This window comes from Labilithrix luteola (genome assembly GCF_001263205.1).
GTDB classification, from domain to species: domain Bacteria; phylum Myxococcota_A; class Polyangia; order Polyangiales; family Polyangiaceae; genus Labilithrix; species Labilithrix luteola.
In genome coordinates this window covers 9,212,977-9,234,959 of record NZ_CP012333.1, presented here as the reverse complement: position 1 = coordinate 9,234,959, position 21,983 = coordinate 9,212,977, and the positions used below count along the sequence as shown (strand labels likewise).

The window sequence follows — 21,983 nt, the reverse complement described above, 5'->3', positions numbered from 1 at the left end:
TGGTCGTGCGCGCGTCCTCCCTGGCCGGCATGCGCGTCGCATGAGCGTTTCGGAGGGTCCTCGGCGAGGAGGAGGTCGAATGAGACCGACCATCGCGGGAGCAGGAGGAATCGTTCAAGGCTGTCTCTACGTCGCGGTCTACGTCGCGGCCGTGCTCTGCGGCATGACCTTCGAGACGTCGAAGGACGTCACCATTGTCTGGCCTGCCGCCGGCGTCGTCCTCGCCTTCGTCGTGCGCTTCGGGCCTCGCGTTTGGCCCGTGGTCGTGATTGCCGACCTGCTGAGCAACGCGCTCGTTCGACTGCCCTGGGGGGCGTATCCGTTCATCGCCGCCGTCGACGTGCTCACCCCCCTCGGCGGGGCATGGATGCTCACCCATATTTTCGGCTTCCGCATGTCGCTCGACCGAGTGCAGGACGTCTTGAGCCTCTTCCTGGTGTCGGTCGTGCTCGGCGCCGTCTCGGGAGTCATCGGCGTCGGCGGCCTCTATCTCTTCGGCGACGTGCCGAGCTTCACGATGGCCTGGACCGCCTGGTTCATGGGCGACATCATCGGCACCGCGCTCGTCGCGCCGCTCCTCTTCGCGTGGGCCGAAGGCGGCCCGATCGACTGGCGGCCCCGACGATGGGCCGAAGCGGTCGCGGTGTTCGTCCTCCTGGGGTTGACGGCCATCCTCGACTTCTCGGGCTATCTCCACGCGGACGGCGGCAGCCCACTCCTGTTCGCGATCTTTCCCTTCATCGTCTGGATCGCGCTGCGCTTCGGCTTGCGAGGCGCCACGCTCGGCAACCTGATCGTGGCCGGCGTTGCGATCGTGGCGACATCACGCGGTATCGGCCCCTTCGCACGCGACACGCTGTTCACGAGCCTGCTCTACCTCCACAGCTTCTCGCTCGTGGTGGTGATGACGTCGCTCCTTCTGGGCTCCGCCAGCCTCGAGCGTACACGTGCGCGTGAATTCGCCGAGCGCAAGGCAGGTGAGCTCACCTCGGTCCTCTCGAGCATCACCGAGGGGATTTTCGTCTGCGACGTCGACGAGCGCCTCACGCTGTCGAACCCGGCGGCGCGTCGAATGACGACGGCGTCGGACATCGATCCCGGTTTGAGCATCGATACGGCCGCCAGGGTCGTCGCCGTACGCGATGCCGACGGCGAACCTCTCGCACACGACGATCTGCCTCTCGTGCGCGCCCTCGCCGGGAACGTCGTCGAGACCTTCCCGATGACGGTTTGCGATCAAGAGTCGGGAAGAGACGTGCACCTCGTCGTGAGCGCCGCGCCGATCATCGAAGGGCGTGAAATCGTCGGCGCCGTCGCCGTGTCTCGTGACGTGACCGAGGAGGTGAAGCTCGAACGCATGAAGGACGAGTTCTTGAGCATCGCGGCCCACGAGCTCAAGACCCCGGTGACGGTCCAGAAGGTCGCGGCGCAATCCCTGCTTCGGGAAGGGACCGACGAACGAATGCGATCCAGGCTCGAGGCGATCAACCGCGGCGCCGATCGCATCCATCGCATCGTGCAAGACATGCTCGACGTGTCGCAAATCCAGCTCGGAGAGATCGCGCTCCACGTCTCGCGATTGAACCTTCCCGGCCTCGTACGACGCTTCATCGACGACTTCGCGCGACAGAAGAGCTCGCACCGGTTCGTGGTGACGGCGCCTGCCACGCTGGTCATCGACGCCGACGGCGAGCGCGTCGAGCAGGTGCTTCGCAATCTCCTCGAGAACGCCACCACCTACGCGCCGGCGGGAAGCACGATCGAGGTGACCGTCGAGCCGCAAGGTCCGTTCGGCATCGTGTCGGTGCTCGACCACGGCGCCGGGATCGCGCGCGAGAAGCAGTCGCGCATCTTCGAACGCTTCTACCGCGCCCACGCCCAAAGTCCGCTCGACCGCGGAGGCCTCGGCATCGGACTCTTCGTGTCACGCGAGCTCGTGCACAAGCACGGCGGGCACATGTGGTTTCGCAGCGAGCCGGAACACGGCAGCTCGTTCTCGTTCAGCCTCCCCTTGCACGCCGCCCAGATCTGAAACGGATGTGAAGCGGACGTGAAGCGAGTCAGAGCGCGAGGTCGAGCGGGCTCGCGTTGGGCAGCTCTTCGAGCAAGCGCGCCGGCACCGACAGGCGGACCTTGAGCGCATTGCCCTCGTGACCGACCTGCGCGTCTTTCAGCCATCCGAGCGCGAAAGGCTGCGGGCTACGTCGAGGGCCTCCGGCGCTATCGCCCTCGATGCGAGCGAGCTCTTCGAGGAGCCGCTTGGCGTGCATCTCGGCCCACGCGCTCGCGTCTTCGTCTTGATAACGGAGCGTAGCGATGACGCCACCCTTCCCTGGCGCGAGCGAAAACGAGAGGCTCTCGAGCTTTCGCGTGAGGGGCCCGAACGCGGGGCTCTTCTCGATGCGCTGGCCCCTCACGAACGTGCCTGCGTCGAGGCGAACCGTGGCGAGGGCGGACGGATCACTCTTCGGTGCGGGTCGACCGAACGGCGTCGCGAAGGCCTCGCGTGCGCGATCCCGAGCCGAACCGAGCGCCACGACCCAGGTGCGCTCGGGGAGCACGAAGAGCGAGCCGGCGAGACCACGACGGCCATCCACCGTGCCCACGCGCTCGTATTCGGGCGCCTTCGCGCGTTCGCTCACCAGGCGAAAGAGCGGCGCGCCCGACCCGTCGGTCATCTTCGCCGGATCGAGGCTGGCGGGTACACCGCGGAAGACGATGGCCGCGTCGTCCATGATGCGACCGCCGCCGGCGGGGTCGCGCCGAATGCCGATCACGATCTCGTCGCAACCCTCGAGGGCCTCGAGTGCCGTCACGCCGGTCATCTCGGTCTTCGCCTGCGCCACACGCAAGAGTGAGCGGAAGAAGGTGCCGTAGATGGCGTCGGTCTTGATCGCTTGCGGCCTGACGACGGCGTAGAGCTCGGGGGTGCCGTCGAAAACGTCTTGCCACTGAGGGGCGAGCACGCGGTGAGTAGCGGTGGGCCGGTCCGACCCACCCCCGCATCCCGTGACCGTCGCCGCGAGAAGTGCCGTCGCGAAAATCGCGACGTAGCGCATCCTCATGCCTGGCTTGCCTTCTTCACGGCCTCGAACATCTGCTTGACCGTGTCGTCGATGGAGAGGCTCGTCGAATCGACGAGGATCGCCGTGTCGGCCTTGCGAAGCGGTGCGTGCGCGCGCCCTTCGTCTTGGGCGTCACGCTGCTTCACGTCGGCGAGCGTTTGCTCGAACGACGTGGTCTGGCCTTTGGCCACGAGCTCGTCATGACGTCGCTTCGCGCGCGTCTCCGGACTCGCGGTGAGGAAGAACTTCACTTCCGCTTCGGGGAACACGACGGTGCCGATGTCACGCCCCTCGAGCACCACGCCGCCGCCCTCGCCGGCCTGGCGCTGCAGATCGAGCAAGGCGGCGCGTACGTCGGGGTGAGCCGAAACGAGGCTCGCCCCTTGCGCGATCTCGGGGGTGCGAATCGCGTCGGAGACGTCTTCGCCGCCGAGCTTCACACGAACGCCGAGCACCTGATCGCGCTCGAAGCTCAAGGCGTGACGCGCAACGAGGCCGCGCGCGAGCGCACCGACGCGCTCACCTTCGGTGAAGGCGATGCCTTCGCGCATCGCCGCAAGCGCAACGCTTCGGTACATGGCGCCGGTGTCGACGAGAACGAAGTCGAGAGCGTCGGCGAGGCGACGCGCGATGGTGCTTTTGCCCGCCCCCGCGGGACCGTCGATCGCCACGATGGGACGTGTTCGGGAGCTCACGCCCGAGGGTGTTATCACGACGAGGGCGAGACGTCGACGCGTGCTCCGAGCGCACGGAGCGTGCCCACGAAACGCGGGAAGCTCGTGGCGATGCAATCGCAGTCGGTGATCGTGGTCGGGCCGCTTGCGCAGAGCGCGAGAACGGCCGCGGTCATGGCGATACGGTGGTCGCCGCGACTGTCGATCGTGGCGGGTGCGAGCGGCGACTCACGCCCCTCGATCACGAGGCCGTCGGGGAGCTCTTCGCACGTCACGCCGAAGGCGCGAAGGACCGTGGCCATGGTCGCGATGCGATCGCTTTCCTTGACGCGTAGCTCCTCCGCATCGCGGATGGTGGTGGTGCCGATGGCGCGTGCCGCCAGCGCGCAAGCGATCGGGATCTCGTCGATGGCGCGCGGAACGACCTCGCCGCCGACGAGCATTCCACGCAGCGGCTGCCTCCACGCGTTGATCTCGGCGATGGGCTCCCCAGCTTGCTCGCCCTGGGGAACGATCTCGAGGCCGCCGCCCATCAGGCGAGCGATCTCGAAGAGCCCGGTTCGCGTCGGGTTCGTGCCGACACCGCGCACGGTCACACGTGATCCGTCGACGAGCTGCGCGGCGACGACGAGGAATGCCGCCGCCGAAGCATCGCCCGGGATCTCGATCTCGAACGCCGGCATCACGCCGTTCCAACCGGCAGGGTCGAGCTCCACCACGGTGCCGACCGCACGCAACGGAACACCGAGGGCGTGCATCATGCGCTCGGTGTGATCGCGCGAGAGCGTGGGCTCTTTGAGGTACGTCGTGCCGTGCGCGAAGAGACCCGAGAGAAGCAGCGCGCTCTTGATCTGCGCGCTGGCAACGGGACTCTCGTACTCGAGGGCGGACAGATACGTCCCATCGGGCAGCGGCCCCACCTGCAGCGGCGGGAGGATGTCGCCCGCCTTCGTCGGGTGCGGCTTGCCCTCGATCTTCGCGCCGCGCGAACGAAGCGGACCGACGACGCGCATCATCGGACGCCGCGAAAGCGACGCATCTCCGATGAGGGTCGAGGCGAACGTCTGCGCCGACAGGATGCCCGTCAGCAAGCGCATCGTGGTGCCCGAGTTGCCGCAATCGAGCGGAGCGGCGGGCGCCTTGAGCCCGTAGAGGCCGGTGCCGGTCACGCGGAGCTCACCCGGCTGCCCTTCCTTGCGCGCCGGCGAGACGTCTTCGATGACGGCGCCCATCGCACGCATCGCGTTGGCGGTGGAGACGTTGTCTTCGCCGTACGAGAAGGCCTTGATGTTCGAGGTGCCTTCACAGAGCGAAGCGAAGAGGAGCGCGCGGTGCCCGATGCTCTTGTCCGAGGGAACCGGAACGCTGCCGACGAGCGGCTTTTCCTGCGGATGAACGACGATGGTGGTCATCGTGCCCTCACTGTCCCAGCCACTGCGGAGCGCTCGCGAGGAGCTGGCGGAGCGACTGATCGTCCACGGCGACCTGCACCTGCACGTCGCTCTTCTCGACCTTCACGTCGGCGCTCTGGAGCTTGATGCCGAGGAGCGCGAGCCACTTCGACAGACCGAGCACCTGCTTGACCGACTGCGAGGCAGTGTCGGCCGACGCGGCGTCCGGGTAAGTCATGCTGCCGGCGAGCTGAACGCCCTGATCCTTGAACGAGCCGACGGTACGAACGGCCTTCAGGTTCTGGATGAACGGCATCGGAATCTGGCGCGCGGCCTCCGCGGGGAGCGGGTTGGTCGTGAAGTCACCGGCGAGCGCAACGGCCGCGCCTGGCGTCTCGACCGTTTGCAGCATCCACGGGGTGATGTCCCGCTTCACGCGCTTGTCCTGGATGCGCTCGAGCACGCGGCGGATGCCGCTCTCGGTGCCGGCGATCGCCATCTTGTCGGACATCAACGTGAAGCCGACGTTGTTCATCGTGTAGACATCACGGCCCGCGTACTGCGACGCGACCAGCGTGCCGCCGCCTTTGGTGGGCGCGTGCGAAGCCGCCACCTGCTTGATCTTGGCCTCGTCGAAGCGACCGATGACGACGGCCGCGACGTCGACGCCCTGGTACGAGTAGCTGCCGAAGGTCACGCGATCGACGTCACGCGAAGCCTGGAATCCAGCCTCCTGCCCGATCGGCATGTACTTCTCGACGAGCTTGGCGAGATCGGCCCCGAAGGTCTGGCTGCCGAAGAACGCGCGCGCGTCGACCGTTCCGACCGCAATGGCGTTACCTGGCAAGAGGGCGAACGCGTCGTTCATGCCCGTCTCGACCTCGGGCACCTTGGCTCCCTCGCCCTCCTTTCCTCCGCCGCACGCCGGCGTCGTCGCGACAAGGGCGACGCTGAGCAAGGCCAACAGGACGTTCGACAGCCACCGGGAGGATTTCATTGCCGCGCAGACTACCACGCCCGCGGGCGACGAAAGGTGATCGTAGACGCGCTCGAATTTCGGTCTCGCAGCGTTCAGCTGGACTGGTAGGAGCCCAGCACCTTGAAGAAGCGCGCGTGACGTCGCAACTCTTCGATGGCACCGACGAGCTGGCGATCGGTCGCGTGGCCTTGTACCTCGATGAAGAAGAGGTACTGCCAAGCTTCGCCTTGCGCGGGGCGCGATTGGATCTTCGTCATGTTGACGCCGCGCTCCGCGAACTGGTGCAGGACTTCGTGGAGTGCGCCGGGCGAATCGTTGACAGCGAAGACGATCGCCGTGAGATCGTTGCCCGAACGCGACGAGGGCCGTGGTCCGACGATGGCGTAACGAACGCGCTCCTCGCCTTCGTCGCGGACGTTGCGGCGAAGCACCTCGAGACCATGCTCGGCGGCGATCGACTCGTGCGCGAGCACGGCCGAGCGCGGATCGGCAGCCGCGAGCTGGCAGGCGGCCATGGGCGTCTTCACGTCGACGATCTGTGCGCCGGGCAACTCTTGCGCGAGGAAATGCTCACAGTGCGCGTGGTCCTTGGAGGTCGCGTAGATCTTCTCGATCTCGGCGAGCGATCCCGCTTTGCTCGCGAGCTGGAGACTGATGACGGTCTCGAAGCACACCACGATCTTGAGGTCGCTTGCCGTGAGCGCCGCGATCGTCGACTGCATCAAGCCGTCGGTGCGTGTCTCGTAGGGAACGACGGCGTAACTTGCGCGGTTACGCGTGATCTCGTCGAGCGCGGACGCGACGGTTTCGCACGGCGTGAACGTCGCGGCGACGCCGAAGCGGCTGCGGGCTGCGGCGTGGACGAACGCGCCTTCGACTCCGCTGTAGGCCACGACGACGGGCTGCTCGAGCGAGAAGCACGTGGCAATGATCTCGCGGAAGATCTCGCGAAGCGCGGCGGGCGGAACGTCACCCGTAGCGCCCTCCATCAAGCGATCGATGTGGTGGCGATCGGGCACCGCGACCACCGACGGCACGTCTTTGCGCAGCTCACCGATCTTTCGCGAGAGCTTCGCCCGCTTCTCGAGACTGGTGCGAAGCGTCACGTCGAGCTTGGCGATTTCCTGGCGGAGATCTTCGACTTCGCGGCGCTTGTCGGTCATGCTTTCGGTAGGATAGCACCGTGAGCGACGTCCTTCGTGGACACCGAGGAATCTCTTCTCGGGATCTCCGTGAATTGCGCGAAAAGTATGCGCGCATGCTCGTACTCCGGCAGCTTCACGCACGGAGCCGTGAAGAGCCCGACTTCGTCGAGCCCGACCCGCGACCGGAGATGGTCGCACTCGCCCAGCGATGGCCGGGCGCGCTTCGCGAAATTGACGAGCTCGATCTCACCACGATCGTAGGTCGCCTCGAGGCGCTCGACCGGGCGCTCGCTCGAACGACGAGCCATGAGGACGAAGCGCACGACGATGACGAACGGGCGCTCGCGCACGTCGAACAGCAAGACGTCGAGACCTGGATGATCGCTCAGGCTCGCTTTCACCAGCTTCTGCGTGGCGCGCTCGCGGCGAAGCGTTGGCTCGGTCGGGAGCGACACGCGACGTCCGACCTTCGCACACGTTTGCTCGGTGCAATCACGGACGGGCAATTGGCGAACGACGCGGCGCTCTGGGCCGATGAGCTCTCTCAGGTCGCACGCCCGCCGCGCGGGCGACTCCTGCTCGTGGTCTTCGCCAGACTCGAACGAGAACTAGGAATCGCCGACCGGGAACTGCGTGCGTCGGTCTTCGTCGGTCACGCGGCCAGTCACGCGGATCGAGACTGAGGCTCGACCGCGCGACCGCTGACCTGCACGCCGCTACTTCGTGGTCGAGGTCGTGCTCGTGCTCGTGCTCGACGAGCTCGACGAACTCGTGCTGGAGCTCGACGAGTCCGACGACGAGGACGAGGACGAGGACGAGGACGAGGACGAAGGCGTCGACGAAGACGACGAAGACGACGAGCTCGACGTCTTCGTCTCGCCGCCCTTGTTCCCCGTCGACGAGTAGAGGTCGGCGTACCAGCCGCCGCCCTTCAGAATGAAGCTTCCGCCGCTGATCTGGCGCTTCGCGGTCTGATGACCGCACTTCGGGCAAACCTCGATGGGGTTCTCGGAGATCTTCTGAATCTCCTCCCACTGGTTCTGGCAATCGGTACAGACGTATTCGTAGGTCGGCATGGGCAGTTGATCGCGGGCAGGTATGTGTTCCGAGCGCGCCCTGTCAAGGAGGCCGTGTGGGGCGTCCTTCTTGGAGATCTCCGTCCGGAGGGACGTCGAGAGCGGCCGGCCGCCGCCCTTCATAGCGCGGACGCCAGAACTTACGAGAGGATACCTCCATGGAGCGGAGCGGCATCCTGCCCACCCAAGTTTTCCACAGCCGCTGGGGCTTTCGTGAGGGGTTCTTCACAGCTTGCGCTCGAGTTGAGGACGAGTTCTCCCCAGGCGCCCGAAAGGCGCCCGGAGCTCGACCGTAGCGCCGAGCGCTCCGAGAGCTCATCCGCGGCGCACCTCGTGTTCATTGACGAACCACTTCATCAAGCCGGCTGCTGAAGCAACGTGCAGTGAGCCCTGCCAGTGCACCTTTGAGGTGAACGCTGAACTACTTGGAATTCATGGCGAATCCAAAGCTCACCTATTTTCCAGCTTGCTTGCGCGAACGTTCAGGCGTAACGACTGAACAGTGACCGTATGTGAAGTGACGTTATGTTCGTCGGCCTGCTTCAACCGAAGCACGCAGCCCTCTTCATGAAGGGTTTCGCGAAGGTCGCCGGACCTCCATCGTCACGCGGTCCGCGCAACGTGGTGGCACTCGAGAGGGATCGCGAGGCCGTCGGGGCGAGAAGTTATCCACAGGATATCCCCGACTGGATTCCGTTCGTCTGCTACAGGCCTGAAACGCCTGTCGCAGAACCCTTTGCAAGCCCCTTCGCGTTTGCTCCCGGCGTTGCGCGCTGTCGCTTCGGAGAACCATGAAAATCAAGCGCCTCGAACTCAGCGGGTTCAAGTCCTTCGTGGACCGCACGGTCGTCAACTTCGACCACGCCATCATGGGCATCGTCGGTCCGAACGGATGCGGGAAGTCGAACATCGTCGACGCCATCCGCTGGTGCATGGGCGAGCAAAGCGCCAAGCACCTTCGCGGCAAGAGCATGGAAGACGTGATCTTCAACGGCTCGGAGTCGCGCACCCCCGCGGACTTCGCCGAGGTCACGCTCACGTTCGAGAACGACGACCCGACCGACGTTCCGATCGAATACAAGGACTACGCCGAGATCGCGGTCACGCGTCGCCTCCACCGCACGGGCGATAGCGAGTACTTGATCAACAAGACGCCGGTCCGCCTGAAGGACATCACCGACCTGTTCCTCGGTACGGGCGTCGGCACCAAGGCCTACTCGATCGTCGAGCAGGGCAAGATCGGTCTCATCGTCAGCGCGAAGCCCGAAGATCGACGCCTCCTCATCGAAGAGGCCGCGGGCATCACCAAGTTCAAGAGCCGCAAGAAGCAGGCGGAGCGCAAGATGGAGCTCACGCAGCAGAACCTGCTGCGCGTCGGCGACATCGTTGCCGAGATCGAGCGAAACCTCGGCTCGCTCAAGCGCCAGGCGGCCAAGGCCGAGCGCTATCTCTCCTACCGCAACGAGCTCGAAGATCTCCAGCTGCACGACGCCGCGCACAAGTTCCTCGAGCTTCGCGGCTGGATCATGATGGAGCGAAGCGAGGTCGAGCGCCTCAGCCAGTACGCGGAAGAAGCGCGAACCGGCCTCGCCGTGCGCGAAACCGAGCTCGAAGCCGCGCGCCTCGAAGCCCACGCAGCCGAGGAGCGCCTCGAGCAAGCGAACACGGCCTCGTTCGCGGCCGACAACGATATGCGCGCGCAGGAAGCGGCCATCGAGCGCGCCAAGGACCGCATCGAGGCCCTTCGCCGGCGCGAACAGCAGGCCGAGAGCGAGCTCGCCGAGATTCGCGAGCAGGCCGCCTCGCTCACCCGCGAACGCGAGACGGTCGAAGCCGAAGTCACCATCCTCGAAGACAGCGAATCCGGCGAAGCGAACGTCGTCGCGTCGCAGGAAGAACGCCTCGCCGAGCTCGCCGCCGAGCACCAGAGCGCCGACCGCAACGTCGTCGAGCTGCGCCAGGTGATGGGCCGCGCACAGACCGAAATCGCCAGCTCGGAGGCGAAACTCGAGGGCTTCGAGCGGCGTCGCCAGGATCTCGTGGGCCGCGAAGAGAAGCTCTCCTACGAGCGGGAGCAGCGCGAAGGCAACGTCCTCGAGCTCCGCGCGCGTGCCGAGCAGCTCGCGCTGGCCATCGAAGATCTGCGCACCGGCAAGGTCACGACCGCCGAGGAGCGCGCCCAGCTCGAAGAGCGCCTCGTCGAGCTACGCCAGGCCATCAGCGACAGCGAACACGCCCTCGAAGAGGCGAAGGCCGAGGCTTCCAAGAAGCGTTCGCGCCTCCACGCGCTCACCGAAATGCACGCGCGTCGCGAGGGGATCGGCGCCGGCGCCAAGGCCCTCGTCGACACGAAGCACACCACGATCGTGGGCCTCTTCGCCGACCGCGTCGAAGCTCCCGCCGATCTCACGGCTGCGCTGGCCGGCCTTCTCGGAAGCCACCTCGAAGACGTGGTCGTCGACGACGTGGCCTCGGGTGTGGAGCTCCTGGCCGACCTCGCCGCCGGACGAAAAGGCCGCGCGACCATCGTTCCACGCCATCCGCGCCACGTGGCCGGTCGCCTCTCGGCGCTCCGTTCGGGCGATGGCGTCGTCGGCCTCCTCGTCGACACGCTCCGCTTCGCTCCTCAGGACGAGGCGCTCGTTCGCGCAGTCGTCGGCGATGCCATCGTCGTCGAAGACGTGGCAACGGCCATCCGCGTGCGGAACGAGATCGAGGCGCCCATCGTCACGCGCGACGGCACCGTCTTCCACGTGGACGGGCGCGTCTCCGGTGGTACCGGTGAAGAGGCCGCCGCGCACATGCTCGACGTCGCGCGCGAGATGCGCGAGCTCGGGCTCGAGGTGCAGCGTCTCGAAGCACTCGTCGCCGAGCGCCTCGCGCACCACCAGACCCTCCGCACCCAGATTGGCGAAACGCAGGGCGCACTCGAGCGAGCGCAGCAGCAGGCCCATCAGAGCGAGCTCGCTCTCGTCCACGCCGAGAAGGATCGCAGCGCGGCAGACAGCGAAGCCGACTCGCATGCGAAGCGCCTCGAAGAGCTCCTCGCCGAGCTCGAAGACGTGCGACTCGCCATCACCGAAGCCGAGGTCGAGCGCGCTTCCACGCAGGAAGTGCTCGACAAGGCACGCGTCGAGTTCGACACGGTCAGTGGACACATCGCCCAGGCCGAGATGAGCGCGACGGAGTGGCGCGATCAGGTCCAGTCGCAGCAGAACCTCGTCATGGAGCGCAAGGTGGCCCTCGCCGGCGCGCGTGAGAAGCTCACCGCCGCGCGCAGCACGATCCAGCGCCTCGTGCGGGGCGAAGCCGAGCTCGGCGAACGCGAGAAGCGTCTCGACACGGAGCTTTGCGAAGGCGCGCGCGACTTCGGCGAGACGGCGGCAACGCTCGTGCGCCACAAGGAGCAACTCGCCGACGCGCAAGTCGCCGTGCAGATTGCCCAAGGCGGCCTCATCGAAGCGAAGACCGTCTTCGACGCCTTCCGCACGAGTCTGCAGGAACGCGAAGTCGCGATCCGCGATCTACGCGCCCGCGCCGACGAATCGAAGCAGTCGCTCGGGCAGCACGAGATGGCGCTGCGCGAGCGCGATCTCGCGATGGGGCACCTCATCGAAGGCGTCCGCGAGAAGTTCCGCGGACTCGAGCTCCCGCGCGTCGTGAGCGATTACCACATGCGTCCCCCGCCGGACGGCGAGTCGCGTACGCGCATCACCGAGCTTTCGGGTCTCATCGATCGCATGGGCAGCGTCAACCTCGACGCGATGCGCGAACACGAGGAGGCGGAGAAGCGCTACGCCTTCTACAGCGAGCAGAAGAACGACCTCGACAAGGCCCTCGCCGATCTCGAGCGCGCCATCCAGCAGATGAACCGCGAGAGCAAGAAGCTCTTCGAGGACACCTATCACCAGGTGAACGCACGCTTCCAAGCGATCTTCCCCAAGATGTTCCGCGGCGGTCGCGCGGAGCTGCGCCTCACGAACCCCGAAGACATGCTCGAAACCGGCATCGAGATCATCGCGCAGCCGCCGGGCAAGAAGCTGTCGAGCATCGAGCTCATGAGCGGTGGCGAAAAGGCGCTCACGGCCGTCTCGCTCATCTTCGCCATCTTCCAGATCAAGCCCTCGCCGTTCTGCGTCCTCGACGAAGTCGACGCGCCGCTCGACGAAGCGAACGTCGGTCGCTACTGCGAAATGATCCGCGAGATGACGGACAAGTCGCAGTTCATCCTCATCACGCACATCAAGAAGACGATGCAGCTCGTCGACATGCTCCACGGCGTGACGATGGGCGAACCGGGTGTCTCGCGCCTCGTCAGCGTGAAGGTCAGCGAGGCGCTCGCCAAGCCGGCCATCAAGCACGGCGCGCCGCCCTCGGTCGCCGTGGCCTGACACGCCAAGCGCCACGCCGTTCCTGAGCCCGTGCGAGCCGCGCGGAACCCCGTGTTCCGCGGGCTTGGGTCGAATTTGCGCCCCCGCGACGTTCCGTCGGGGGCGCAACTTTTTGGGCGCGCGAAGCCCAGTTTGCGTCTCTGCACTGCAATACGCGGGGCGGTGAAAATCCAGGCAGCTAGGTTGGCGTCGCCCCCATGCGCGTCCACTCGTTCGTCGAGTTCGTCCCCTCTCCTCCGTCTTCGACATCCCCCGTGACTCTCCCGAGCGGCGTCACGAGCCCGGTCGAGAGCAGCGTCGAGGATGGCTCGTCGCGACGACTCGACGACGTGGGAGTGGAGAGCGTGCTCGAAGCGATGATGGAAGCGCGCGATCGATCCCGCGCGCGCGCGGGTGAGCCGGAGCTTCGCCCCTACAACCCGCTCTCGGTTCCCACGCCGGTATCCATTCCCTTCTCCCGCGAGCGGTTGGCCTTTGCCATCGGTGCGGACGAGCTCGACGAACCGCCGCGTGCCGCGCGTCGGAAAGAGCCGGATTCGGGATCGTTTCTGAAGACCCGCTGAGCTTCGTTCACGAGCTCGTGCGCGAAGGGCGCGCAGCGCGTGGGCTTCGAAGGTAGTCTCGGAGCGTCATGGGCTCTCCGGCGCTCCTCAAGCTCGCGCTCGACTGGGCTGCGTTCTGGCACAAAGACCAGGTCCGCAAGTACCCGGGCGTCTCCGTTCCCTACGTGAGCCACGTCGCCGGTGTCGTCGCGATTCTCTCGCGCCACGGTTTTCCTGAGCATGTCGTCGCGGCCGGAGCGCTCCACGACGTCCTCGAAGATTGCGGCGTGACGTACGAACGCCTCGTCGAGAAGTTCGGATCGCCCGTGGCCGATCTCGTGCGCGATGCGAGCGAAGAGGACAAGTCGCTCGGCTGGGAAGAGCGCAAGCGACGCTATCTCGAACACTTCTCCATCAAGTCGTGGGAGGCCCAGGCCATCACGCTGGCCGACAAGATCGACAACTTCGAGTCGATCATCCTGTGCGCGAACGAGTTCGGCGATCCGTGGCCGATGTTCAAGCGCGGACGCGACGTGCAGCTCGCCCGCTTCCGGGATCTCGAGGCTCGCGCACGCGCGCTCCCCTCCCATCCGCTCATCGACGAGTACGTCACGACACTCGCCTCGCTCGAAGCGGTCTGAAGTTGCTAGCCTGACGAGCGTGTTCGCCCGCACGCTCGTTGCGCCCTTCGATGCCGTGCGCAGCATCGTGCTGCGCCTCGTGCTGGCGGTCCTCGGCACGCGCGGGCCGGCGCTCCTTGCCGATCGCTCGCTCCGCGTGGCGGTCTACGCCGCGTTCGGGCTCTTCATCGCAGCAGGCACGACGATCGTGGCGCCGCTCTGGGCGTTTGCGCTCGGGCCGCTCGTCCTCGGAGTCCCTCACTTGCTGGCGGACGTCCGCTACCTCGTCGTGCATCCAGCCTTGCATCGGCGGACGGCACTCGCCTTCGCCGTAGGCGTGCCGCTCGTGGCGGCAACCGCGCTCGTCAGTCCCGTGTGGGGACTCTGCGCGTCGTTCGGCGCCATCGCGTTCGCGCGAGCTCCGATCGCTCATAAGCTCACCGCCCTACCCTTGTGGGCGCTCGTGGTGTTCGCGGCGTGGCGGCATCCACTCGCCTCGACGTTCGTGCTCGTGCATGGTCACAACGTCGTCGCCATCGCGCTGTTCGCGCTCGTCTTCGCCCGACACAAACGCGCGACGTGGGTGCTCGTTTCGGGCTTCTTGGGCTTCTCCCTGCTCTTCGTATCGGGCGCGGCGGATCCACTCTTGCTCCGTCCGTCGGCGGTCGTGGGGCCGAGCACCGGCCTCGAGCTGTCCGACATGATCGACACCCTCGCCCCCGTGTCGGACCCGCTCATGGGCGCTCGCCTCGCCTTCTTCTTCGTGTTCGCGCAGGGCGTTCACTACCTCGTGTGGCTGCGCCTCGTCCCCGAGGAGGCACGCGAGCGACCAGGTCTGCGCTCGTTCGCCTCGTCGCTCCGAGCGCTTCGTGCCGACGTTGGCCTTCCGATCCTCGGCCTGGCGGTCCTGGCAACCGTCGTCATCGGCGCCCGCGCGATGGTGTCGCTCGAGGACTCGCGCATGCTCTATCTGCGGATCGCGGGCGCTCATGCGTATCTCGAGATCGCGTTCGCGCTCCTCTTCTTGCTCGAAGGGCGCTCGCTCCTCGGGCGGATGGTCCCACCCCCTGGGCGTCGCCGTGGGTAGCGCACTCGTCGGTTGGCTCGGCGCCTTCGCGTTCACGCAAGCGGTCGAGGTGCCCATCTACGCGCGAGCACTTCGATGCGGCTGGGCGCGCGCGGCCGGGGCGAGCGCGCTGACTCACCCGATCGTTTGGTTCGTCTTTCCCGCTGTGGCCGAGCTTCTGTCACTGGAATGGCTCACGATGGTCATCATCGCGGAGCTCTTCGCCTGGTGGGCGGAGGCGGCGTACTTCCGGAAGGTGGCTCGCGTGCCGTGGCCCCGCGCCCTCGCCGTGTCACTGGCGGCGAACGGAGCGAGTGTCCTGCTCGGCCTGCTGAGCCGGGCCTGCTTCGACTGGCCATGATCGGCCCGTGAGGCCGCAATTTACGGGGCGACGTACGTTCTTCTGCTACCGTCCCGAGCGATGATCCGGAAGCCGCGCACGATCCTCGCGCTGTTCACCGCGCTCAACCTGCTGAACTACCTCGATCGCTTCGTCCTCTCCGCCGTCCTCGGAAAGGTCCAAGACGAGCTGGCGCTCTCCAACTTCATGGCGGGCCTCCTCGCCACGGTGTTCCTGGCGAGCTACTTCGTGACGGCGCCAGCCTTCGGCCGCCTCGGCGATCGGCTCGCGCGCAAGTGGCTCATCGCCATCGGCATCGTCGTGTGGAGCGCCGCCACGATCGGCTCGGGCCTGGCAACGGGTGCGGTCGCGCTCTTCGTCTCGAGAGCCATCGTCGGCGTTGGCGAGGCAAGCTATGCCACGCTGGCCCCCACGATCATCGACGACGTGACGCCAAGCGCCCGCAAGGGTCGCGCGCTCGCCGTGTTCTACCTCGCGACCCCCGTGGGAACGGCCCTCGGGTACATCGTGGGCGGCCTCGTCGAGAAGCACGCCGGCTGGCGCACCGCGTTCTTCGTCGCCGGCGGCCCTGGCCTTCTGCTCGCCATGATCACGCTCCTCGTGAAGGAGCCGGAGCGCGTCATCGCCGAAGAGAAGGCGGACGTGAGGCGAGATCTCGGCCGTCTCGTGCGCACGCCGCTCTACCGTCAGGGCGTCCTCGGGTACTGCGCGTACACCGCCGCGATCGGCGCGTACGCGTACTGGGCCCCGACGTTCCTCTACCGCCGCTATGGCATCGCGCAGTCGGCGGCGAGCACGAAGTTCGGCATGATCGTGGTCGTCGCCGGCGCGCTTGCCACCGCCATCGGAGGCTTCTGGGCAGACCGCGTGCAAAAGCGTGTCGAGAGCCAGATGCCCGGCTCGTCTGAGGCCGAGCGCGATCCCGAGGTGGTGCGCGGTCAGCTCGGGATCTGCGCGAAGGGCAGCCTGCTCGGCACGGGGCTCGCCGCGGCCTGCTTCTTCTCGACGAGCGCGAACATGTTCTTCGCCTTCGCGTTCTTCTCCATCCTCGCACTCTTCATGAGCACGTCGCCCATCAACGCCGTGATCTTGAGGTCCGCTCCGCAAGAGCTTCGTGCGAGCGCGATGGCTCTCGCCATTTTCGCCATCCACATGTTCGGCGATCTCTGGTCGCCGTCGTTCGTGGGCCTTCTCGCCGATCACCTGCCCATGCAGCTGGCGATGATGCCGCTTCCGATCGCCATCGCGCTGAGCGCGTGGCTCTGGTGGCCGAAGCCCGCGCCCGCGACGGCGACGGCGACGAATGCGAGCGCCAAAGCGAGCGCTGGCGTCGACGCCGCTTAAGAGAGAGAGGGCACCGGAAGGGCGGAAGGGCGGAAGGGCGGAAGATTCGACGACGGGAGGGAGCGGATCATCGGCGCACTGCGCACTCATCGAGGTGCATCGTTGCCTGGCTCCAGGACGCCGGGACTCGCGCAGTCGACGTACGAGGGAGCCTCATAACCCCTTCCGTTCTTCCGCCCTTCCTGTGCCATTCCTTCCCGTCCTCCAAAGGCCGGGCTTGATCGGTTGCCGTGCCCAAGGGGGCGCGCAATACGATAGGATCCGGTTCAATGGTGAAATCCGACCATCGCACGAATTCTCGCGGCAACACGACGGCCACGCCGGTGGAGCACGCGGGCCCGAACGCAGGCCAGGGCGACGTTTCCGACGAAGTCGAGCGTGCGCGTCGCGCGAACGAGCGCGCGAATGCCGCCGAAGAGGCCTATCGCAAACTCCAACTCGAGCTCGTGGCGTCGAAGGACGAGACCACCGCCGCGCGTGACGAGGTCCAGCAGCTCAAAGAGAAGATCGCGGTCCTCGAGGCCGAAATCGCGCGGCGCGACAAGACTGCGAACGCAGCGCCCGGATCGTCACCCGCGTTGCCGAAAGCGCCGATCGACAAGGCCCAGATCGGCATGCACGTCGTGAACGTGCTCGAGCGAATCGACGGTCTGCGTGATCTCCTCGCCCGCGCCTCGACGGATCTCTCGCAACTCCACGCGGACGAGATCGCCGCGAGCAAGAAGCGCGCGCGCATCCTCGCCGACGCCTGCGCCCTCCTCACGCGCGTGGTCGGTGCAACCGGCGAAGTTCCCCCGCCCCTCCCGAGCGCAGCGCTCGAGGCCCGCCTCTCCGTCGCGCCCATGGTCGACATTTCCGAGGTGGCCGAACTGCTCGAGTCGCTCCGCCCGCCGAGGGCCCCCACGGTTTGACCTCGCGAGCGCTCCTTCGTCGCCGCCTCACGGGCGCACTCGTCGTCACGACGGCAACGTGCGCGTGGCTCGCGGCGTGCGAGGAGCGCTTCCCGGCCGCGCTCGGAAATGTGCCGAGCGACGAAGCGTCGGTCGCGCCGGACGGTGGAGACGGAGGCGCGGAGCAAGACACGGATGCCGCTGTCGTTCCGCGTGGAGCGCGTGTGCTCGGCCTGGACGTCGATCTCAGCGGGCAGACACTCCTCGAACACGTGCAAACGGCACGCGACGCAGGCGCCACGACAACGACGGTGAGCTACGCCTGGGACGAGGTGGAGGTGCCCTTCGACGGTGGTGCCCCCGACGCCGCCACGACAGCGCTCTTCCAGCCCGGGCTCCACGTCGCGAACCTCGTTCTCTCGTCCGAGCACGCTTCGGCGCTCCTCGAAATCGACGCGGTGGACGTGAGTGGCCCGCGGATGCCGGCCGACCTCGCGGGGCTGCCGCTCGACGATCCGCAAGTGGCCGTGCGGTACGGCCGCGTCATCGATTACGTGGTTTCGCAGATGCCCGATCTCCAGCTCGACGTGCTTCTCGTCGCGAGCGGAGTCGACCGGGCGTTCGGCGACGACGCGAACAGGTACGCGCAGCTCGCAACGTTCATCGAGCGCGCCAAGGCCTACGCCCAATCGGTCGGCGCCCCTTTCCGCATCGGGTTCGCGGTCGGAGAAGACGGGATGGCCGCCAGGCGCTCCCTCCTCGACGCGGCGTGGAACGGCTCCGATGTCCTCGGGGTCACCGTCTTCCCGGCCGACGCCTCGGGGCACGTCCTTCCGCCGGCTTCGGTCGGGGATGCGTTCGATCGCATCGCCCAGGCGGCGCCCCCGGACAAGCCGGTCGTCATCCGGGCCGGCTACCCCTCCGCGGCGGCGTGTGGCAGCGACGGAGACGCCCAGGCCGCCTTCGTTCGGACCGCCTTCCAGGCGTGGGACCGGAACGCCACGCGGATCGCGGTGTTCGACCTCGTTGAGCTCGATGACGCGTCGCTTTCGGTGGCGAAAGCTCGCGCAGAACGTCAAGGACGATCCGACGAGGCGTGGGTCGCATTCTTCGGATCCCTCGGCCTCCGTGATGGAACTGCTGGAAAAGCAGCCCTCGGGGACTTTCGCGCGTTGGCCCACGCGCGCGGCTGGTAGCGCGAAGACGACGCCGAACGAGGCCGGAACGCGCGACGGGGCGCAAGATGTCCACCCTCGAGCCTTGGTTGCGGGAAAACCTTCCGAAATTCTTTCCTGCTTGGAGCGGAAGGCCGGTTGACCTACGAGGCGGACGTCGGCTACTGAGAGGCGCTCAGTTGCGCCCTTATCGGCCGTTTCGTTCCGTAGTGGTTCGTTAGTCGCTCGTCCGTCGTTCGTCCGATCCCCCGCTTTTTCAAGCACCGCTTCAAGCACGCGCGCACCGCCCGATGCTCCTTTCCCCAGGCCTTCACCGATCGATTGCGCGTGCCTTCGCGGTGGTGGTCGAGATCGCGATCTTCGGCGCCCTGTTGTTGCTGCTCGTCGCGGGTGCTCCTCGTCCCGCCTTCGCCCAGATGGGCCAGGGCCCCGGCTCCGGACCTCCCATGCAGCCCGCCAAACCGGCGGCGCGCGGAGCTGCGGACGCGGGCGCTGCCCCGGCGACCAAGCCCAGCGGTGACGCGGGCGCTCACCCGGCCGCCGAGCCGGCGGGTGATATCGATGGCGGCGCGCCCGAAGCCAACGGCGCTGCAGCCTCGGCGCCTGCCACGCAGGCCGCCGGTCCGACGATCAACATCCCGCAGAGCGAAGCGGAGAAGGCCGAGGGCACTCCGATCACGCGCATCGACATCAGCGGCAACCGCCGCGTCGCGCGCGACGACATCGTGAGCTACCTCCGGGAAAAGCCCGGCAACTACTTCAAGGTCGACAACCTCGCGAGCGATGTCCGAGCCCTCTGGGACTCGGGCTTCTTCGACGACGTCGAAGTCGACATGACGCGCTCCGACCACGGCGTCATTCTCCGTTTCCTCGTTCGCGAGCGCCCGAACATCAAGGCGGTCGAGTTCGAAGGCAACAGCGAGATCGAAAACGACAAGCTGCAGGAAGCGATCGAGGTCAAGGCCAACACGATCCTCAGCGTTCCGTCGGTCCGCCGCAGCGTCCAGAAGATCAAGGACGCGTACGCCGAGAAGGGCTACTTCCTCGCCGACGTCGAGAGCGCGGTCGAGCCCCAGCGCGACAACGAAGTCATCATCAAGTTCAAGATCACCGAGCACGCGCCGGTGACCGTTCGCCGAATCACGTTCGTCGGCAACTACAACGTCCCCGACGACGAGCTGCGGTCGATCATGCAGACCGGCCAGAGCTCGATCTTCTCGTTCGGCTCCGGCGGCCCCTACCGTCAGGACATCTTCGAACGCGACGTTCTGATGCTGAACGCCCTTTATTACGACAAGGGCTACATGAACGTGCAGGTCGGGACGCCGCGCGTCATGCTGACGCCCGATCGCGAAGGCATCGAGATCACCCTCCTCATCCACGAGGGTCCGCGTTTCAAGATCCGCCAGCTCAAGATTTACGAGCGCGATGCGGACGGCAAAGAGATCGAGCCCCTCGGCGGTCGCCGCGCCCTTCGTCAGCTCGTTCGCGCCAAGAGCGGCGACTACTTCAACCGCGCCGAGCTCGTGAAGGACCTCCAGGCGGTCCGCACCGTCTACCGCGACGCCGGTTACGCCAACATGGAGGCGGACCCGGAGACCGAGCTCGATCCCGTCAAGCGCGAGGTCGACATCATCGTCCCGATCCGCCGCGGCCCGCTGGTCCACGTCGAGCGCATCGAGATCAAGGGCAACACGAAGACGCGCGACAAGGTCCTGCGTCGCGAAATGGAGATCGAGGAAGGTCAGCTCTTCAGCGAGACCAAGCTCGAAGACTCCAAGAAGCGCATCACCGCGCTCGGCTACTTCGAACGTGTCGACGTCTCCACCGAACAGGGTTCGACGCCGGAGACCATCAACATCAACTTCGAGGTGACGGAGCGCCCCACCGGCACCTTCCAGGTCGGCGCAGGCTTCTCGAGCATCGAGAACTTCATCGCCACCGCGCAGATCCAGCAAGCGAACCTGTTCGGCAACGGCCAGTCGCTCGCCCTCCAGGCGCAGATCTCCGGTCTCCGTCAGCTCATCAGCATCCGCTTCTTCGAGCCGTACTTCCTCGACTCGGACTGGTCGACCTCGATCGAGCTCTACGACAACCTGCTCGTCTTCCCCGACTTCTCGCGTCGGTCGATCGGTGGCGCGGCCACGTTCGGTTACGCGCTCGTGCAGCCCTGGCTCCGCATCGGCGTGACCGCCACGGTCCAGCACGACGCGGTCGATACCGCGAACGTCAACACGTTCTTCGGTTCGTCCTCGGGCTTCGTCAGCGTGTTCCAGCGCCTGCCGCTCGCGAACCTCTTCAACTCGGGCCGAACGATCTCGCTCCGCCCGCAGATCACCTACGACACGCGTAACAACCGCCTCTTCCCGTCGTCCGGTGTCTATCTCCAGGCCTCGACCGAGTTCGCGTCGAGCGCCCTCGGCAGCGAGATCGAGTTCCTCCGCCACGAGTTCACGGGCCGCTTCTACTACCCGCTCTTCGGTCAGACCGATCAGCCGGGCTCCGGCTTCGTGCTCAAGATGAACAACAAGGTGGGCCTCATCACGAGCCCGCTTTCGAACGGCGTTCCGATCTTCGCGCGCTACTTCCTCGGCGGCATCCTCGACGTGCGCGGTTATCGCCTCCGCACGCTCGGCCCGCGCCTTCCGCTCAACTCCGCGCTCGACGTGAACTCCGCGCCGATCGCGAACGGCGCGAACATCGGCGGTAACCTCCAGTACTACTCGAACCTCGAATTCGAGTTCCCGATCATCGACAAGGTCGGTATTCGCGGCGTCGCCTTCGTCGACACCGGCAACACGTGGAACCTCGAGGACCAGTTCTGCAAGACCACGCCGGCTCCGCAGTTCTCGAACCTCGTGAGCCCGTGCTTCAGCGCGAAGAGCCTCACGTACCTCCGCTGGTCGAGCGGCTTCGGTATCCGCTGGTTCTCGCCGCTCGGCCCGCTGCGCTTCGAGTGGGGCTTCCCGCTCAACAAGCTGAGCTTCGAAGAGGCGAGCGTCTTCGAGTTCACCATCGGCAACTTCTTCTGAGCTGACGAGCAAACCCCTCGCGAGAGCGCACTCGACATCGGTGCGCTCTCGAGTCGTGATGCCGCGCTGGATGGTGAGCGCGTGCGCGCGCTCGCTGCTCGCCTGAGTGGGCTTCGCAGCTCTCCGTTTGGGGTCAGCGAGTTCGCGCCATGCTCACCGCAAGGCCCTGCCCTGCCATGTCCCTGCCGTGCGCCACGCCATGGCGCCGCTCCATCGCCGAAATCAGCGCCTG

17 protein-coding genes are annotated in these 21,983 nt (G+C 66.6%); 11 read left to right on the top strand and 6 right to left on the bottom strand.

The annotated features are described in order from the left end of the window. Window positions 1-79: 79 nt before the first annotated feature. Window positions 80-2,032 carry a sensor histidine kinase gene (locus tag AKJ09_RS40010; protein WP_169928244.1) on the top strand — a complete coding sequence of 651 codons (1,953 nt, stop codon included), beginning with the start codon at window positions 80-82 and terminating at the stop codon, window positions 2,030-2,032. Between the two features lie 28 nt (window positions 2,033-2,060). Here AKJ09_RS40010 and AKJ09_RS40005 read toward each other — a convergent pair whose 3' ends face one another. The 5 genes from AKJ09_RS40005 to AKJ09_RS39985 all read right to left on the bottom strand — a co-directional run bounded on the left by AKJ09_RS40005 (window position 2,061) and on the right by AKJ09_RS39985 (window position 7,272). Continuing rightward, a complete protein-coding gene (locus tag AKJ09_RS40005) occupies window positions 2,061-3,065 on the bottom strand; it encodes a hypothetical protein (protein WP_146653090.1) in 1,005 nt (334 codons plus the stop codon). Further along, entirely contained in the window at window positions 3,062-3,760 is a 699-nt protein-coding gene (gene cmk / locus AKJ09_RS40000) for a (d)CMP kinase (protein ID WP_146653089.1), read from the bottom strand. The genes AKJ09_RS40005 and cmk overlap by 4 nt, the downstream gene beginning before the upstream one ends. 14 nt (window positions 3,761-3,774) lie before the next feature. Then, a complete protein-coding gene (aroA, locus tag AKJ09_RS39995; protein ID WP_146653088.1) occupies window positions 3,775-5,151 on the bottom strand; it encodes a 3-phosphoshikimate 1-carboxyvinyltransferase in 1,377 nt (458 codons plus the stop codon). 7 nt (window positions 5,152-5,158) lie between these two features. Next, window positions 5,159-6,127, bottom strand: a complete 969-nt coding sequence (locus tag AKJ09_RS39990; RefSeq protein ID WP_146653087.1) for a hypothetical protein — start codon at window positions 6,125-6,127, stop codon at window positions 5,159-5,161. Between the two features lie 74 nt (window positions 6,128-6,201). After that, the gene (locus tag AKJ09_RS39985) at window positions 6,202-7,272 is read right to left on the bottom strand and encodes a bifunctional chorismate mutase/prephenate dehydratase (RefSeq protein ID WP_146653086.1); all 1,071 of its coding nucleotides are present in this window, start codon (window positions 7,270-7,272) and stop codon (window positions 6,202-6,204) included. 20 nt (window positions 7,273-7,292) lie between these two features. On the opposite strand from AKJ09_RS39985, the gene AKJ09_RS39980 reads away from it, so the two are divergent. Continuing rightward, entirely contained in the window at window positions 7,293-7,937 is a 645-nt protein-coding gene (locus AKJ09_RS39980) for a hypothetical protein (protein WP_169928243.1), read from the top strand. A 33-nt stretch (window positions 7,938-7,970) separates the two neighbouring features. On the opposite strand, the gene AKJ09_RS39975 is transcribed toward AKJ09_RS39980, so the two are convergent. Beyond that, entirely contained in the window at window positions 7,971-8,330 is a 360-nt protein-coding gene (locus AKJ09_RS39975) for an FmdB family zinc ribbon protein (protein ID WP_146653084.1), read from the bottom strand. A 791-nt stretch (window positions 8,331-9,121) separates the two neighbouring features. Here AKJ09_RS39975 and smc point away from each other — a divergent pair. From smc to bamA, 9 genes are all read left to right on the top strand, one after another. After that, on the top strand, window positions 9,122-12,721 hold the full coding sequence (smc, locus tag AKJ09_RS39970; RefSeq protein ID WP_146653083.1) for a chromosome segregation protein SMC: 3,600 nt from the start codon (window positions 9,122-9,124) through the stop codon (window positions 12,719-12,721). A 197-nt stretch (window positions 12,722-12,918) separates the two neighbouring features. Continuing rightward, the gene (locus AKJ09_RS39965; RefSeq protein ID WP_146653082.1) at window positions 12,919-13,284 is read left to right on the top strand and encodes a hypothetical protein; all 366 of its coding nucleotides are present in this window, start codon (window positions 12,919-12,921) and stop codon (window positions 13,282-13,284) included. Between the two features lie 68 nt (window positions 13,285-13,352). Continuing rightward, entirely contained in the window at window positions 13,353-13,904 is a 552-nt protein-coding gene (locus tag AKJ09_RS39960) for an HD domain-containing protein (RefSeq protein WP_146653081.1), read from the top strand. 19 nt (window positions 13,905-13,923) lie between these two features. Then, complete coding sequence (locus AKJ09_RS39955; RefSeq protein ID WP_146653080.1) at window positions 13,924-14,970, top strand: hypothetical protein; 1,047 nt, start codon at window positions 13,924-13,926, stop codon at window positions 14,968-14,970. Beyond that, window positions 14,963-15,310 (top strand): hypothetical protein, encoded by a 348-nt coding sequence (locus AKJ09_RS39950; RefSeq protein WP_146653079.1) that lies wholly within the window; start codon window positions 14,963-14,965, stop codon window positions 15,308-15,310. The genes AKJ09_RS39955 and AKJ09_RS39950 overlap by 8 nt, the downstream gene beginning before the upstream one ends. Before the next feature lie 60 nt (window positions 15,311-15,370). Beyond that, entirely contained in the window at window positions 15,371-16,654 is a 1,284-nt protein-coding gene (locus tag AKJ09_RS39945; RefSeq protein ID WP_146653078.1) for a spinster family MFS transporter, read from the top strand. A gap of 269 nt (window positions 16,655-16,923) precedes the next feature. After that, window positions 16,924-17,565, top strand: a complete 642-nt coding sequence (locus AKJ09_RS39940) for a hypothetical protein (protein WP_146653077.1) — start codon at window positions 16,924-16,926, stop codon at window positions 17,563-17,565. Further along, on the top strand, window positions 17,562-18,740 hold the full coding sequence (locus AKJ09_RS39935; protein WP_146653076.1) for a hypothetical protein: 1,179 nt from the start codon (window positions 17,562-17,564) through the stop codon (window positions 18,738-18,740). The genes AKJ09_RS39940 and AKJ09_RS39935 overlap by 4 nt, the downstream gene beginning before the upstream one ends. Before the next feature lie 269 nt (window positions 18,741-19,009). Beyond that, window positions 19,010-21,751: an outer membrane protein assembly factor BamA gene (gene bamA, locus AKJ09_RS39930; RefSeq protein ID WP_240488783.1), complete on the top strand. Its 2,742-nt coding sequence runs from the start codon at window positions 19,010-19,012 to the stop codon at window positions 21,749-21,751. Window positions 21,752-21,983 lie beyond the last annotated feature (232 nt).